Raw genomic sequence first — 15,799 nt, 5'->3', positions numbered from 1 at the left:
CATGCACCTGCTCCCTGAATACGCCACCCAACACGCGGTTTCCATTCCGGAGCTGCTCGCCAGCCGCGATGAGAGACAAGCAAGGCAACAGGAGTGGCTGACACGCCACTCTGCGCCGCTGGTCTCGTTTACCGTCGTAGCACCGGGACCGATTAAAGACAGCGAATTAACCCGTCGTATCTTTAATCACGGCGTAACCGCCTTGCTCGCGTTGGCGGAACAATCCACCTGGATTGTCAGGGAGCAAACAGCGCTGGTTTCTGCCAGCGGTCCAGAAGGTCTTTTGTCTATTGAGGCTCCGGCCCACGACCTCAAGCTCGCCACAATTGAACTTGAGCATTCACACCCGCTGGGACGGCTATGGGACATCGATGTCCTGACCCCTGAAGGGGAAATTCTGTCCCGGCGTCATTTCGCACTCCCTGCCCGCCGCTGTCTGCTGTGCGAGCAAAGTGCTGCCGACTGTGCGCGGGGTAAAACCCACGCGCTTTCCGACTTACTCACTCAGATGGAGGCACTGCTGCATGATGCCGATTCCCGCAACATCAACCAATAACGCAGTCCTCCCTCTGGATCTGCCTGATGCTTACGCAACGCTTGCGTGGCGCGCCATGTTGACTGAAGTCAACCTGTCGCCCAAACCCGGTCTGGTAGATCGTATTAACAACGGCGCGCATAAAGATATGGCGCTGGAAGATTTTCATCGCAGCGCTGAAGCGATTCAGTCATGGCTGCCACGTTTTATTGAATATGGGGCGTTTAGCGCACAGCTGTCGCCTGAAGATGTATTGAAAGGACTGCGCCCGCTGGGCATGGCCTGCGAAGCCGATATGTTCCGCGCCACCGCCGGGGTGAACACCCATAAAGGGAGCATCTTTTCACTGGGACTGCTGTGCGCCGCCATTGGCCGCCTGCACCAGCTCCAACTCACTGTTACCGCTGAAACCATTTGCTCTACGGCAGCAACATTTTGCCGTGGCCTGACCGAGCGCGAACTGCGCCAGAACAATCAACAACTCACGGCTGGCCAACGTCTTTATCAGCAATTGGGATTAACCGGCGCACGGGGCGAAGCCGAAGCGGGATATCCGCTTGTCATCCAGCATGCCCTGCCGCACTACCGCGCACTGCTGACTCAGGGCCGCGACCCTGAACTGGCGTTACTCGACACATTATTGCTGCTGATGTCTATCAACGGCGACACCAACGTGGCTTCACGTGGCGGCGCAGAAGGTCTGCGTTGGCTACAGCAGCAGGCCACCGCCCTGATGCAGCAAGGGGGGATTCGTACCCCTGCCGATCTCGAATATCTACACCAGTTCGACCAACAGTGCATTGAACGCAACCTCAGTCCCGGAGGCTGCGCCGATCTGCTGATCGTCACCTGGTTCTTAGCTCAGATTTCACAAGTTCATCATTATCACAATTAAAGATCCTTTCCGGAGAATCACACACATGTCTTTAGCAAAAGATAAAATATGGAAGTTATTGGCCCCCCTGGTCGTCATGGGTGTCATGTTTCTTATCCCCGTCCCTGATGGAATGCCTCCACAGGCCTGGCACTACTTTGCCGTGTTTGTGGCGATGATCGTCGGTATGATCCTGGAGCCAATTCCGGCAACAGCGATCAGCTTTATCGCCGTAACGATCTGCGTTATCGGCAGCAACTATCTGCTGTTTGATGCTTCAGAACTGGCCGATCCGGCGTTTAAAGCGGGTAAGCAAGCGCTGAAATGGGGTCTGGCGGGCTTCTCCAGCACCACCGTGTGGTTGGTGTTTGGTGCGTTTATCTTCGCACTGGGTTATGAAGTCACCGGTCTGGGTCGTCGTATCGCGCTGTTCCTGGTGAAATTCATGGGTAAACGTACCCTGACGCTGGGCTATGCGATTGTTATCATCGACATTCTGCTGGCACCGTTTACTCCATCTAACACTGCGCGTACCGGTGGCACCGTATTCCCGGTTATCAAAAACCTGCCGCCGTTGTTTAAATCATTCCCGAACGATCCTTCCGCGCGCCGTATCGGTGGATATTTGATGTGGATGATGGTCATCAGTACCAGCCTGAGTTCCTCGATGTTCGTGACCGGCGCTGCGCCTAACGTGCTGGGTCTGGAATTCGTCAACAAAATTGCCGGTATTCAAATCAGCTGGTTGCAGTGGTTCCTCAGCTTCCTGCCGGTCGGTATTATTTTGCTGATCGTTGCTCCGTGGCTGTCATACGTTCTGTACAAACCAGAAGTTACTCACAGTGCTGAAGTTGCCGCTTGGGCCGGTGATGAACTGAAAGGCATGGGTAAACTTACCCGTAAAGAGATAACGCTGATCGGTCTGGTACTGCTCAGCCTGGGCCTGTGGGTCTTCGGTGGTAAACTGATTGATGCAACCGCAGTGGGCCTGCTGGCTGTCTCCCTGATGCTGGCGCTGCACGTTGTACCGTGGAAAGACATTACCCGTTATAACAGCGCATGGAACACTCTGGTTAACCTCGCCACGCTGGTCGTTATGGCGAATGGTTTAACCCGTTCAGGCTTCATCGACTGGTTCGCCAACACTATGAGCACGCACCTGGAAGGCTTCTCGCCTAACGCGACCGTGATCGTTCTGGTGCTGGTGTTCTACTTTGCTCACTACCTGTTTGCCAGCCTTTCCGCTCACACCGCCACCATGCTGCCGGTTATTCTGGCCGTCGGTAAAGGTATCCCGGGCGTGCCGATGGAACACCTGTGTATCCTGCTGGTACTGTCCATCGGTATCATGGGCTGTCTGACTCCATATGCAACAGGCCCAGGCGTTATCATCTACGGCTGTGGTTATGTGAAGTCCAAAGACTACTGGCGTCTGGGTGCTATCTTCGGCGTTATCTACATCGCTATGCTTCTGCTGGTCGGCTGGCCGATTCTGGCAATGTGGAGCTAATCATTCCCGTTCACGCTTGATGAAAATGATGCCAGTCAGCTAAACCTGACTGGCATTTTTTATGATTAAATAGATGATATTCAGAATTTATATAAGTGTCCGAAATCATCATGACATCAACATGGCGTTATTCTTCGTTGCTGGCAGCACTCCTGCTACCAGTTTCTGCAGCTCAGGCCGATGAACTTCAGGCAAAACAGTACGCTGATTTTGACAGCTATGTGCTGGCTCTCTCCTGGCAAACCGGATTTTGTCAGAGCCAACACGAGCGTAATCGTCAGGAGCCTGACGAATGTCGTTTGCAAAAAGAGAGCGCAGACAAAGCTGATTTCCTGACCGTTCACGGTTTATGGCCCAGCCTGCCTAAATCCATTGCTGCCCGTGGAGTAGACAATCGCCGTTGGATGCGTTTTGGCTGCGCGACTCGCCCTATTCCCAACCTGCCTGAAGCCCGCGCCAGCCGTAAATGCGCGGCCCCCGAAACCGGGCTGTCGCTGGAAAGCGCGGCAAAACTCAGCGCCGTAATGCCCGGCGCTGGAGGAAGATCCTGTCTGGAACGTTACGAGTATGCCAAACATGGCGCGTGTTTCGGTTTTGATCCCGACGCGTACTTCGGCACGATGGTGCGGCTGAATAATGAGGTTAAGGACAGCGAGGTGGGCAAATTCCTGGCGGAAAACTACGGCAAAACCGTCAGCCGTAACGCATTTGACGCCGCCGTTGCCAAAAGCTGGGGCAAAGAGAACGTCAAAGCTGTGAAGCTAAGCTGCCACGGCAATCCAGCGTATCTCACTGAGATCCAGTTATCCCTGAAAGCCGACAACATCAACCAGACGTTATCTGCCCAGTCATTCTTACCGCAACCGCATCCGGGTAGCTGCGGTAAACAGTTTATTATCGACAAAGTGGGATACTGAAACTTGCGACCGACGCTGCGAGCTGGCGTCGGTCCGTAAACTTAGCGTTTTGCACGGACGTCCGGGCGAACTAAATCAAAACGATGTGTTTCACTGATCGAATAATACGCCGTTGGCCCACCTGCACGCAGTACCGGTTTCGCTTTCGCCGTCTGATAGATGCCGTCTTCCAGGAGCGTTTCATCTATGTGAATGCCTACCACTTCTCCCAACACCAGCCAGGTATCAACCGGTGAGCCATCAGCGGTAGTCAGTTGCAGGCTTTGCGATAAGCGACACTCAAAATTGACCGGGCTTTGCGCCACGCGCGGCACGTTGACTATCCGGCTATCTGCCTTGCTAAGCCCGGCGGCAAAAAACTCGTCCTCACCGTGCGGCAAGCTGGCTGACGTTTCGTTCATCGCAGTGGCCAGCTCAAGAGTCGTCAGGTTCCAGACAAATTCACCGGTTTCGATAATATTCTGCACGCTGTCTTTCCAGCCGCTGCTGGCGAAACCGATAATCGGCGGATGATAGTTAAAACAGTTAAAGAAACTGTATGGTGCCAGATTGTGCCGACCGTTGCCGTCACGCGACGCAATCCAGCCAATCGGGCGGGGTCCAATAATGGCATTTAGCGGATCATGCGGTAAGCCGTGTCCCTGTGACGGTTGATAGAAATACATAGCGTTCCCTGTTGAAGTTAACGTCAGCGCAGCACAAATTATGCTTCGCTCATCCCCCTGGAAAAAGAAGATCAGCGTAGAACAATCTGCCAACGATTACGACTGAATAAAGTTGAGCAGGTCACCGTTGATCTGTTGCTTATGGGTGGTGCAAATGCCATGCGAGCCGCCGACATATACCTTCAACTGCGAGTCCGGCAGCATTTCCGCCGCGACCTTTCCGCAGGTTTCAAACGGAACAATCTGATCGTCATCACCGTGGATCACCAGCGTCGGGATGGTCATCTTTTTGAGGTCTTCACGCAGATCTGTTTCCGAAAACGCGTGTATACAGTCGTACAACGCTTTGATGGAACCTTGTAAACCTTGTTCAACAAAACTTTCCCTGACGGCTTTCGACTCTTTTGCGCCAGGACGATTGTAGCCATAGAATGCAGCGGTCAGCTCATAGAAAAATGCGGCGCGATCGTTCACAACCCCCTCACGGATGCCATCGAATACCTCTTTCGGCACGCCATTTAGGTTAAAGTCAGTCTTGATCATAATAGGCGTCACCGCGCCAATTAACACCGCTTTTGCCACCCGCTGCGTCCCATGCCGGCCAATATAACGAGCCACTTCCCCACCGCCGGTAGAGTGCCCAACATGTACGGCATCTTTAAGATTGAGATGCGCGGTAAGTTCAGCCAGGTCGTCAGCATACTGATCCATATGATGTCCATCCCAGGGTTGGGCCGAACGCCCATGTCCGCGCCTGTCATGGGCGATCACACGAAATCCTTTCGATCCAAGGAACAGCATCTGATCTTCAAACGCGTCTGCCGTCAGCGGCCAACCGTGACTAAACACAATAGGTTGTCCACTTCCCCAGTCTTTAAAATGCAAATAGCTGCCGTCTTTCAAGGTAAGTTTGTCGTACTGGCTCATGAGATCTCCTGTCGCGGAACACTGAGTTGTTTGACGCGCCCGCAGCGAGCGCTTAAAAAGCATAATGCAAATTGGAGAACGATCACGTTTTTCGGCTAAAATCACACCATATGCGACAATGTTGATGATTTACCTGAATGTGAACTAAATCACTTCAAACATGGGGTAAGTCTCAGTATCATCATAAAAGCTAAACCCTTGCCGCCTGACGGTGAGGGTTTTCTTTTGGGATTATTTACCTGCGCACCCGCAGTATCGACGACATGGAGTAATAAATGTCCAGACCAACTATCATCATTAACGACCTCGATGCGGAACGCATTGACCGCCTGTTGGAGCAACCTGCGTTTGCTGGTTTACCGATTGCCGACGCCCTTAACGCCGAGCTGGATCGTGCCCAAATGTGTTCTCCAGAAACCATGCCGCACGATGTCGTGACCATGAACAGCCGCGTGAAATTCCGCAATCTGAGTGATGGCGAAGTCCGTGTGCGTACCCTGGTGTATCCGGCTACTATGACTGACAGCAACACACAGCTTTCGGTAATGGCACCTGTCGGCGCTGCACTTCTGGGGCTGCGCGTTGGTGATACCATTCACTGGGAATTGCCAGGCGGGACCTCAACGCACCTCGAAGTTATCGAGCTTGAGTACCAGCCTGAAGCTGCAGGCGACTACCTGCGCTAACTCTGTCTTATCAAAGCCACTCGCTTTATCTTACAGGGGATGCATCCGCATCCTCTTTCCGGTTAGATCTCCCTGCTCCTCGCTTTCTTTCCTGTTCGCAAAACATAAATCTGTGTCGTGACTGACAGAATCATTTTTAATACTATGCTGTTATGTGTTCATGTAATGACAAGGAGAATGTTTATGTACAACACAATCATAATGCCAGTTGATGTATTCGAAATGGAACTGAGCGACAAGGCTATTCGCCATGCAGAATTTCTGGCCCAGGATAAAGGGGTTATCCATCTACTGCATGTGCTGCCAGGCTCAGCGAGCTTAAGCCTGCACCGCTTTGCAGCCGATGTCCGTCGTTTTGAAGAGCATCTGCAACACGAAGCGGAAACCCGTCTGCAAACGATGGTCGGTCACTTCAGCATCGATCCTTCCCGTATTAAGCAACACGTCCGCTTTGGCAGCGTACGTGACGTGGTCAACGAATTGGGTGAAGAGTTGAATGCGGATGTCGTTGTCATTGGGTCGCGTAACCCATCAATCAGCACCCATCTGCTCGGCTCTAACGCTTCCAGCGTTGTTCGACACGCGACTTTGCCAGTGCTGGTTGTTCGTTAACAGCCACTGATTTGCTAAAGAAAACCCCTGCCAGGTTAACGCCTGACAGGGGTTTTTATTACCTCACGATTAATACAAATGGCCGATATTCACGATGGAGCTGATCGTATCGCCAAAAAACGTCAGACGGCTCAGGAATATGCCAACAAACAGCAGGACGAAAAGCGCTTTTGCGCGATGCTCGCCCTGACGGCTAAGCACAAAGGCCACCGCCAGACACACCAGACTCGCCAGATAAAGTGGCGACGTCAGCCAGGCATGCGCCGTCATCTGCATGATGGTGCCACCGCTTAGCCAGATAATGGGTGCGGCGATCATGACTGCCATACACACGACAATCCCCTGGCGCAATGCAGCAACGGCAGGTGCGAGGTTAAGCAGTGGAATCGCAGCACACCCCATCACCCACACCGTGATGAAGAACAACAGCATTGTCAGACCGTTGGCGATCGCCACCATTGCCGGGGCGGCATAGGTCATCCCCTGTACCGCCACCAGCGCGATACCGAGAACAGAGGCCAGAACAGCTGGTGCTTTGTGCCCTTTTGCCAAAAACGTCACCCCGACAGCTGCACCGTATAAAGTGGCGCCCAGAATCTCTCGGCTCAGCCAGGCGTGCTGCAGGTTGATCAAGGCATCGTAGGCGCGATCCGGATGCGCAAGGTGTAATATCGCCGCCACGGACGCCGCCGCCAGAACCAGTCCACTTACCAGCCAGTACAGGCGCTTGCTCTCCAGTTTTCCTTGCAGCACACGCAGCGTCAGAATGAGCGTGATCCCAACCGACATTTGGCTTAATACGGTAAAAATGACCAGAGGAAGTTCATACTTTTCCATTACTTGGCCTCCGGCTGCTTTGGTTGACGCGCAAGGATAAAACGCGTGCCAGGATTAAGCTGCGGCATACGCGGGAATCCCGGCGGATACTGCACCGCATTATCAGGTATAGGATCGGCATCCAGATCGATAAGCGTCAGCGCACCTACCGGACAGGCATTCACGCACGCCGGCTGCATGCCAACATCAAGACGCTCATAGCACATGCTGCATTTTTCCGCTTTTTTCGTCTCTTCATTAAAGCGCGGCGCACCGTATGGACAGTTGCGAATACAGTTTTTGCATCCGATACAACGTTCCGGGTTATGCACAACAACGCCATCCTCACGTTTGGTGTACGCCTCTACCGGACAAGCCGCCAGGCAGGCCGGATTTTCGCAGTGGTTACAGGCCAGCGAGTAGAACGCTCGCTCTTCATGCGGATAAATTTCTTTATCCAGCGGGTAGACGTAGCGCCAGAAACGTTCTGGCTCCAGCTGGTTAAAACTCTTACACGCCATCGCACAGCCACGGCAGCCGATACACTTATCGCTATTAACTAAAAACGCGCGCCTCATGCCGCTGCTCCTTTATCGATCAAAATGATGTCCGCAAACTGACTATGGATGGCCGCACCTGGCGCACCAGTTTTCATCAAGCCCATATCGGCTGGAGTATCCGCCACTACGTTTTGAACGTTGTATTTCCGTTTCGGGAACCACGCCTCGTACATCACCAGGAAATCCTCCGGAACGTTAGCGGTTACCTTCGCACGTAACTCCACCTCACCTGCGGTGTTAAACACTTTCACCAGGTCATTTTCAGCGATGCCTCTTTTCCCGGCGGAAACCGGGTGCATATAAACAAACGGTTCAGGATAGAAGACCTGCATCCAGTCAAGGTTGATGAATTGGGAATGGATACCGAACTGCACATGCGGCGTAAACAGGTGGAATGGCAACGTGCTTTTTGCCTCCGGTTTGTATTCCGGCAGCGCCGTATGACCATTTTTCTCACACAGCTCAGATTTGAACTCAAACTTTCCAGAGGGCGTTTTAAACTTACGGTCATACCAGGCCGCAGAACTTGGCAGAATGGCTTTTTTCGGTCCTTCCAGTAAATCATCCCAGGAGGAGATACCAAACATTTTGGCCATTCCGTCATTGAACTCCTGGTCCAGCCAGCGCTTATGATCGAACTCCTGCGGGAATGTGCAAGAACCCGGCTCCAGCTTGTTGATTGTGCGGGAAAGTAAAACGGCGATTTCCAGATCGCATTTTGCCTCATACATTGGCTTAATTGCAGGCTGGTTGATTGAGAGCCAGTAGTGCCAATATGACGCGTCTACGTTCCACTCTTCAAAGGCTGTGGTGACAGGCAAAACGATATCGGCATGCTGGACGGTCTCGTTAAAGAATTGGTCGGCGCACACCACCATTTCCAGTTTTTCGAATGCTTTTTCCATCTTGCTGCGATCAAAATCCTGAGCAAACGGATTCTTACAGGCAACCCAAAGCATTCGGACAGGCGGCTCTTTGGCTTCCAGAATTCCCTTTGCGGTCTGGTTGATATTCAACGAGCGATCGGAATACTGTGCGACTTCCCCCGCAGAACCAAACTCGCTGGTTGTGCCCGCCGCTCCCGGCATCCCGATAGAGCCTACCGGTGGCTTCTGCAACATGGCATTGTAGTTAAAGCCCCAGGTATGCAAATGACCGTAGCGAGCGCCACCGCCCTCAATGCCAATATTGCCGGTCATTGCCACAAAGGCATCGATCGCCCGTACGTTAGCGCCGCCGTTGACATGGCGCTGCATGCCGTAGCCAATCCACACGGTAGCAGGGTTAACCGCGGTAAATTCTTCCGCCAACTGGCGAATAACATCCGCCGACAGCCCGCAAATCTCAGATGCCCACTCTACGGTAACGTTATTACGCAAATACTCTTCAAATTCAGCATAACCATGGGAATAGTTGTTAACGAAATCCTGATCAACCAATCCTTTGTCCACCAGGTGGCGTGCCATCCCCAGCGCCAGAGCGCCATCTGATCCTGGCCGAACGCGTAAATAGAGATCGGCTTTCGCAGCGGTTTGGGTTAACAGTGGATCGATAACGACCACTTTTGCGCCTTTTTCCCGCGCCTGATAGATGTACTTCATGGTGTGCATAGAGCACCAGGCCGGGTTAGCGCCCCAGATAATAATGTATTTGGCTTTCACCATATCTTCCGGGTCGTTACACCACATGTCGCCCATGTCGTAGTTTTGCGCGTCGATACCGGCTGGCCAGCAAGGTGTTCCGGCAAAACGGGTGGTGTAACCCAGTGAAGACATCATCCCTTCAACGGCATAGTTCAATACACCAAATTTGCCTGAGTACTTGGTCAGCGCCAGACCCAACATTGAACCATCTTTCTTTTTAATCTCCAGCATCTTGGTCGCAATGCGCTGCATTGCTTCATCCCAGGAGATACGACGCCAGTTACCGCTGCCGCGAACATCCTGAACCATCGGATATTTAATGCGGTCCGGGCTGTATACCCTACGTGGATAGCTCAATCCCTTCACACACGGAGTTCCATGCGTAAACGTTGATTCAGGCGCGCCTTCCACAAAGGTGATGACGTCATCCTTCACCCAGGTTTTCAGGCTACAAGTGTCATAGCAGTTACGTGGACAGGCGTTACGATAGATTTTGTAGGTTTTGGGATTAAACGGAATTGGCGGTTGCGCCAATGCACAGCGTGAAGTCAGCAATCCCCCTGGCAGGGCAGCCACCGTTCCAAGGGCAATCAACCCTTTCAAAAATGAACGTCTGTTCAGAACTCCCGGTTCATTACTCATATTGATACTCTCGTGTTTAATTCATCAAGCCAAAAAGACAACCTTTCCGCGACGTTTTTCAACGTAACGGTTTGTGCATTTATATGTATTTTTTCTATATACGCGGGCATCCACATCGCTATATACTCAATTACATATCGAGTCATAACGATCTGGTATTCTGCTGATATCCTGGCATTAGCCGATAATAAAACTGCTAATTCCAATACGCAGGAAATATGATCATCCGGGATATTATTTACATGGTTTATAGATAGACCTATATTTGCCATGAATTCCCGAATGCTTAAGGTTGATTTACCCATTACGAGGGCATCTTCTTCAAGGTATACCGAAGCGAACGGCGGGGCTTTTAGCGTCTGCGGCCCAACAAATAGTGCATTGAAGTCGTACTCCGCCTCCAGCCACTCCTGCTCTGTTAGCGTTGAGGCATTTGTATCTAAAGCTGAATAAGCCGCTTTCAGCGTGTAACTATCGTGAGAGATAAAAAAATCACGTAACAATAACCCTGTCGATTCAAAGATCGTCAGGGTTTCATATATTTCACCCATGAATTAACCAACCATTTATTCACACAACAAATGAAAAAATAATGCAGGTTAATATAATAAAGATAACGCCCTCTCTTTCTTTGATGAAAATAATGATCAGGCTAATTAAGTGAATGTTTTAAACGGTTTATTGTTTCAAGAATTGACAATTTAAGTGTATGGAAATAAAAAACCGCCAGCGGATGACTGGCGGTTTTGGCATTGCAGGTGAGTCTTACTTTTTTATGCTACTGTCGTGCGAATCAGATAATCAAACGAACTTAACGAGGCCTTCGCGCCTTCACCGGTCGCGATGATAATCTGCTTATACGGTACGGTGGTGCAGTCACCGGCAGCGAAAACGCCTTTCACGCTGGTTTCGCACTTGGCATCGATGATGATTTCACCCATACGGTTACGTTCAACGGCGCCTTCCAGCCAGTTGGTGTTCGGCAGCAGACCAATCTGAACAAAGATACCTGCCAGTTCCACATTGTGAACATCGCCGCTCACACGGTCACGATACTCCAGGCCAGTAACTTTGCTGCCATCGCCTTTCACTTCTGTCGTTTGCGCATTCAGAATGATGTCGACGTTTTTCAGACTGCGAAGCTTATTCTGCAGCACCTGGTCAGCCTTCATTTCAGGAGCAAACTCCAGCAGCGTCACATGTTCAACAATACCTGCCAGGTCGATAGCCGCTTCAACGCCGGAGTTACCGCCGCCAATCACCGCAACACGCTTGCCTTTAAACAGCGGGCCATCACAGTGCGGGCAGTAGGTTACGCCTTTGGTGCGATACTGATCTTCACCCGGAACGTTCATGTTGCGCCATTTCGCGCCGGTGGCGATGATAATGCTACGTGCTTTCAGCACCGCGCCGGAGGCCGTTTCAATCTGATGCAAACCGCCTTCCTGCGCTGCTGGAATGAGTTTGCTCGCGCTCTGGCTGTCAATCACATCGACATCATAATCATCAACGTGTGCTTTCAGCGCGCCTGCCAGTTTCTGACCTTCAGTTTTCGGTACTGAGATATAGTTTTCAATATCAACAGTATCAAGAACCTGGCCGCCAAAACGTTCGCCCATCAGACCGGTGCGAATGCCTTTACGTGCGGAGTACACCGCTGCCGCCGCACCTGCAGGACCAGAACCCACAATCAGCACGTCATAAGCATCACGCTTATTCAGCTCTTCAGCCGCACGTTTTTCTGCGCCGGTATCCACTTTCGCTACGATCTCAGTCAACGTCATACGCCCCTGACCGAACTCTTTGCCGTTCATAAATACCGCCGGAACGCCCATCACGTTACGATCGGTGATTTCGTTCTGGAAAGTACCGCCGTCAATCGCCGTATGTTTGATACGTGGGTTCAGCACCGCCATCAGGTTCAGCGCCTGCACCACGTCCGGGCAGTTATGGCAGGAAAGTGAATAATAGGTTTCAAATTCAAAATCACCGTCGAGATCGCGGATCTGCTCCAGCAACGTCTGCGCCTCTTTTGACGGATGACCACCGGTCCACAACAGCGCCAGCACCAGAGAGGTAAACTCATGACCCAGCGGAGAACCGGCAAAACGCGGTCCCTGGTGAGAACCGGGATTGGTAATCAGGAACGATGGCTTACGCACCGCCAGAGTATTGTCTTCTTTGAAGGTGACTTTTTCTGACAGTTCAGCAATTTCAGTCAGCAGTTCCTTGATTTCTGCCGATTTAGCGCTGTCATCCAGCGTCGCAATCAGCTCAACAGGTTTGGTCAGTTTCTCAAGGTAAGCCCTGAGCTGGGTTTTCATATTTGTGTCGAGCATTCTTCTTCCCTCTCTGAAAACATCATCATGCAAGCCGATTTTGCTGGACTGCATTAATGCAACTTGCGTCATGGTGCTGGAATGAAACAGGCGCAAATTTGCGCCTGTGGAATGCCGGATGCACTACGTTTATCCGGCCTACAAACTATGCGACTTAGATTTTACCAACCAGGTCCAGAGATGGCGCTAAGGTTGCTTCACCTTCTTTCCATTTTGCCGGGCAAACTTCACCTGGGTGGGAAGCGACGTACTGTGCTGCTTTGATTTTACGCAGCAGGTCAGACGCATCACGGCCGATACCTTCAGCAGTAACTTCGATTGCCTGGATGATACCCTGCGGGTCAACAACGAAGGTTGCGCGGTCAGCCAGACCTTCATCTTCACGCATGTTGTCGAAGTTACGGGTCAGGGCGCCAGTCGGGTCGCCGATCATCGCGTATTTGATTTTCGCGATGGTTTCAGAGCTGCTGTGCCATGCTTTGTGGGTGAAGTGGGTGTCGGTAGACACGGAATACACATCTACGCCCAGTTTCTGCAGTTCTTCGTAATGGTCTGCAACGTCACCCAGCTCGGTCGGGCATACGAAAGTAAAGTCAGCCGGGTAGAAGAAGAAGACGCTCCAGCGACCTTCGGTATCTTTCTCGGTTACTTCGATGAACTCACCGTTTTTGAACGCCTGGTTTTTGAAAGGTTTAATTTTGGTATTAATCAAAGACATCTGTACTTCCTCCGTGTTTTCGTTGAGAGATAAGTTAACGAAAATCTCTTAGCAGGGCTAATGCGTTTCCTTTATCAAATCAATAAGCGTTAACTAACAACCCACTCAAACTCATGTTGTGAACCTAAAGATAAAAGTAAAAAAGGCCCCCTTTGCAGGGAGCCTCATTACCCGAGCTACCCGCAGGTAACGTCAGTGCCAGCAGAGCTGGCTATGTGTTGCGCTCTACATTACCTTAACAAAGGTCGTAACAGCGATGGGGATTACATCACCCAACTAAAGAAAGGGCAATCGACAGACCGTCGATCTTACCTATGGCTGTGATAGGTTTTGCAATTAAGCCCACTTTCCTGCTGATTTTATAAGGAAAATCAATGTTTAAACGCACCTTACTCTTAACTCTTCTCCCCGCTATCGTGCACGCAGAGGAGCTCCCTGCCCCTGTTAAAGCCATTGAGAAACAGGGAATTACGATCCTGAAGCCCTTCGACGCACCGGGTGGAATGAAAGGCTATCTGGGAAAATACCAGGACATGGGGGTCACTATCTATGTCACGCCTGACGGTAAACATGCCATCTCCGGCTACATGTATAATGAAAAAGGAGAAAACCTCAGTAATGCGCTCATAGAAAAAGAGATCTATGCCCCTGCCGGACGTGAGATGTGGCAGCGAATGGAAAAAGCGTCGTGGATTCTGGACGGGAAAAAAGAAGCCCCGGTCATCGTTTACGTGTTTGCCGATCCCTTCTGTCCTTATTGCAAACAGTTCTGGCAGCAGGCGCGCCCATGGGTAGATTCCGGTAAAGTTCAGCTGCGTACGCTGCTGGTTGGCGTGATCAAGCCCGAAAGCCCGGCAACCGCTGCTGCAATCCTGGCATCCAAAGATCCGGCCAAAACCTGGCATGACTATGAAGCATCCGGCGGGAAAATGAAGCTGGAAATCCCCACGTCTGTCCATCCAGAACAGATGAAAGTACTGAATATCAACCAAAAACTCATGGATGATTTAGGTGCTAATGTGACGCCCGCGATCTACTACATGAGCAAAGACGATACGTTACAACAGGAAGTGGGATTACCCGATAAAGATAAATTAAATATTATTATGGGAAATAAATAAAGGTAACAGAATGAGTGATTGTTATGGTTCTCATTTCAATCACTCTTTAAAATGTATTTTTATCGTAACCATCAAGCAATCTGTGTTATTTTAGTTTAAGTTAATTATTCATTAAGCCATAAACATAAATTCTAAGAATGATTAGAATTTAAATTATTCAACAATTGAATTATCCTATACATTACCATCACAGGAAGGTATGCATGGCTAACCTCTATGACCTCAAAAAATTCGATCTTAACCTGTTGGTAATTTTTGAATGTATTTATCAACATTTGAGCATCAGTAAAGCTGCGGCAACACTGTATATTACCCCTTCAGCCGTCAGCCAGTCATTACAGCGACTGCGTACACAGTTTAACGACCCCTTGTTTATTCGCTCAGGCAAAGGCATTACGCCTACGGTCACAGGGGTAAACCTTCATCTTCACCTTGAAAAAAATCTCAATAATCTGGAACAAACCATCAATATCATGCACGGTTCCAGCCTGAAAAATAAATTCGTCATCTACAGTCCACAAATTACAACCAACCTGAATGTGACATCTTTAATTAATAGCCTCAGAGAAAATTCAGATATTGAAATTGAGCATCATGATATATTAATGTCAGCAGAAACGGCCGAAAACATCCTTGCCTATCGTAAAGCCGATCTGGTGATTACAACAACGCCAGTTCACAATCGTTCTATTGTATGTACTCATTTCAAGACTATTGACTGTGTTTTAGTGTGCAGTGGCAACCATCCCAGAATAAATGAAACGAGCACACTCGAACAAATCCAACAAGAGCAATTTACATATTTTTCCTCTGAAGATCAGGGTATTAAAGATTATCGTTCCCGTGCAAGCGAATCGATGGCATTCCATAAAGTAGGTTTTAGTAGCGACTCCTTACTCTCGATTGCTAACGTTATCGCCAGTACAGATATTATTGGTGCACTCCCCAGACAAATTTATGAAATTTATCAGCCAGCATTGAAATTTAAAGAAATTAAAACCGATTTTGAATTACCAAAAGTAAAATTATTCATAATGTATAACCGGGCATCATTGAATAACAAAGCCTTCGCAGAATACATAAGCAAACTATCCTTGGATAGTTAAGGATAACATGATTAAAAACACATTATAATTCACATAGAATATACAATAACAAAATAGTATGCAAATAATGAATATATTTAAATATTGCATGTCGCAAGAAAAAGCCTATCTTATTACGGACATTTATT

16 protein-coding genes are annotated in these 15,799 nt (G+C 50.1%); 8 read left to right on the top strand and 8 right to left on the bottom strand.

What is annotated here, in order from left to right; all coding sequences use genetic code 11:
- Position 1: 1 nt before the first annotated feature.
- The 4 genes from citX (at position 2) to rna (ending at position 3,836) form a co-directional block, all read left to right on the top strand.
- The gene (gene citX, locus C2U43_RS07035) at positions 2-556 is read left to right on the top strand and encodes a citrate lyase holo-[acyl-carrier protein] synthase (RefSeq protein ID WP_071445765.1); all 555 of its coding nucleotides are present in this window, start codon (positions 2-4) and stop codon (positions 554-556) included.
- On the top strand, positions 525-1,430 hold the full coding sequence (gene citG, locus C2U43_RS07030) for a triphosphoribosyl-dephospho-CoA synthase CitG (protein WP_003831272.1): 906 nt from the start codon (positions 525-527) through the stop codon (positions 1,428-1,430). The genes citX and citG overlap by 32 nt, the downstream gene beginning before the upstream one ends.
- Before the next feature lie 25 nt (positions 1,431-1,455).
- Positions 1,456-2,919 carry a citrate/succinate antiporter CitT gene (citT, locus tag C2U43_RS07025; RefSeq protein ID WP_003831271.1) on the top strand — a complete coding sequence of 488 codons (1,464 nt, stop codon included), beginning with the start codon at positions 1,456-1,458 and terminating at the stop codon, positions 2,917-2,919.
- A gap of 110 nt (positions 2,920-3,029) precedes the next feature.
- On the top strand, positions 3,030-3,836 hold the full coding sequence (rna, locus tag C2U43_RS07020; RefSeq protein ID WP_048236469.1) for a ribonuclease I: 807 nt from the start codon (positions 3,030-3,032) through the stop codon (positions 3,834-3,836).
- 41 nt (positions 3,837-3,877) lie between these two features.
- On the opposite strand, the gene C2U43_RS07015 is transcribed toward rna, so the two are convergent.
- Together C2U43_RS07015 and C2U43_RS07010 are read right to left on the bottom strand one after the other, a co-directional pair.
- Entirely contained in the window at positions 3,878-4,501 is a 624-nt protein-coding gene (locus C2U43_RS07015) for a flavin reductase family protein (protein WP_103284869.1), read from the bottom strand.
- Between the two features lie 96 nt (positions 4,502-4,597).
- Positions 4,598-5,428 carry an alpha/beta fold hydrolase gene (locus tag C2U43_RS07010; RefSeq protein WP_103284868.1) on the bottom strand — a complete coding sequence of 277 codons (831 nt, stop codon included), beginning with the start codon at positions 5,426-5,428 and terminating at the stop codon, positions 4,598-4,600.
- Positions 5,429-5,703: 275 nt separating this feature from the next.
- Between C2U43_RS07010 and rnk the strand changes: the two genes are divergently transcribed.
- Both rnk and uspG read left to right on the top strand, forming a co-directional pair.
- Positions 5,704-6,114, top strand: a complete 411-nt coding sequence (rnk, locus tag C2U43_RS07005) for a nucleoside diphosphate kinase regulator (RefSeq protein WP_003831264.1) — start codon at positions 5,704-5,706, stop codon at positions 6,112-6,114.
- A 183-nt stretch (positions 6,115-6,297) separates the two neighbouring features.
- The gene (gene uspG, locus C2U43_RS07000; protein WP_003022101.1) at positions 6,298-6,726 is read left to right on the top strand and encodes a universal stress protein UspG; all 429 of its coding nucleotides are present in this window, start codon (positions 6,298-6,300) and stop codon (positions 6,724-6,726) included.
- A 69-nt stretch (positions 6,727-6,795) separates the two neighbouring features.
- Here uspG and C2U43_RS06995 read toward each other — a convergent pair whose 3' ends face one another.
- The 6 genes from C2U43_RS06995 to ahpC form a co-directional block, all read right to left on the bottom strand.
- Positions 6,796-7,563: a dimethyl sulfoxide reductase anchor subunit family protein gene (locus tag C2U43_RS06995; RefSeq protein ID WP_057067699.1), complete on the bottom strand. Its 768-nt coding sequence runs from the start codon at positions 7,561-7,563 to the stop codon at positions 6,796-6,798.
- Positions 7,563-8,120 carry a 4Fe-4S dicluster domain-containing protein gene (locus tag C2U43_RS06990; RefSeq protein ID WP_008784074.1) on the bottom strand — a complete coding sequence of 186 codons (558 nt, stop codon included), beginning with the start codon at positions 8,118-8,120 and terminating at the stop codon, positions 7,563-7,565. Before C2U43_RS06990 ends, C2U43_RS06995 begins: the two co-directional genes overlap by 1 nt.
- Positions 8,117-10,387: a molybdopterin-dependent oxidoreductase gene (locus tag C2U43_RS06985; protein WP_103284867.1), complete on the bottom strand. Its 2,271-nt coding sequence runs from the start codon at positions 10,385-10,387 to the stop codon at positions 8,117-8,119. The genes C2U43_RS06990 and C2U43_RS06985 overlap by 4 nt, the downstream gene beginning before the upstream one ends.
- Positions 10,384-10,938, bottom strand: coding sequence for a TorD/DmsD family molecular chaperone (locus C2U43_RS06980; RefSeq protein ID WP_008784072.1), 555 nt, complete (start codon positions 10,936-10,938; stop codon positions 10,384-10,386). The genes C2U43_RS06985 and C2U43_RS06980 overlap by 4 nt, the downstream gene beginning before the upstream one ends.
- 222 nt (positions 10,939-11,160) lie before the next feature.
- On the bottom strand, positions 11,161-12,726 hold the full coding sequence (gene ahpF, locus C2U43_RS06975) for an alkyl hydroperoxide reductase subunit F (protein ID WP_020996553.1): 1,566 nt from the start codon (positions 12,724-12,726) through the stop codon (positions 11,161-11,163).
- 154 nt (positions 12,727-12,880) lie between these two features.
- Positions 12,881-13,444, bottom strand: coding sequence for an alkyl hydroperoxide reductase subunit C (ahpC, locus tag C2U43_RS06970; RefSeq protein WP_002894394.1), 564 nt, complete (start codon positions 13,442-13,444; stop codon positions 12,881-12,883).
- 374 nt (positions 13,445-13,818) lie between these two features.
- Here ahpC and dsbG point away from each other — a divergent pair, with 374 nt between their 5' ends.
- Together dsbG and citR are read left to right on the top strand one after the other, a co-directional pair.
- A complete protein-coding gene (gene dsbG / locus C2U43_RS06965; RefSeq protein WP_032942669.1) occupies positions 13,819-14,565 on the top strand; it encodes a thiol:disulfide interchange protein DsbG in 747 nt (248 codons plus the stop codon).
- Positions 14,566-14,768: 203 nt separating this feature from the next.
- Positions 14,769-15,671 carry a DNA-binding transcriptional repressor CitR gene (gene citR / locus C2U43_RS06960; protein WP_079934602.1) on the top strand — a complete coding sequence of 301 codons (903 nt, stop codon included), beginning with the start codon at positions 14,769-14,771 and terminating at the stop codon, positions 15,669-15,671.
- Positions 15,672-15,799 lie beyond the last annotated feature (128 nt).

Source organism: Citrobacter freundii complex sp. CFNIH9, from assembly GCF_002903305.1.
Lineage (GTDB): Bacteria > Pseudomonadota > Gammaproteobacteria > Enterobacterales > Enterobacteriaceae > Citrobacter > Citrobacter portucalensis.
The sequence above is the reverse complement of the archived record's forward strand: the minus strand, read 5'-3'. Positions and strand labels throughout refer to the sequence as shown.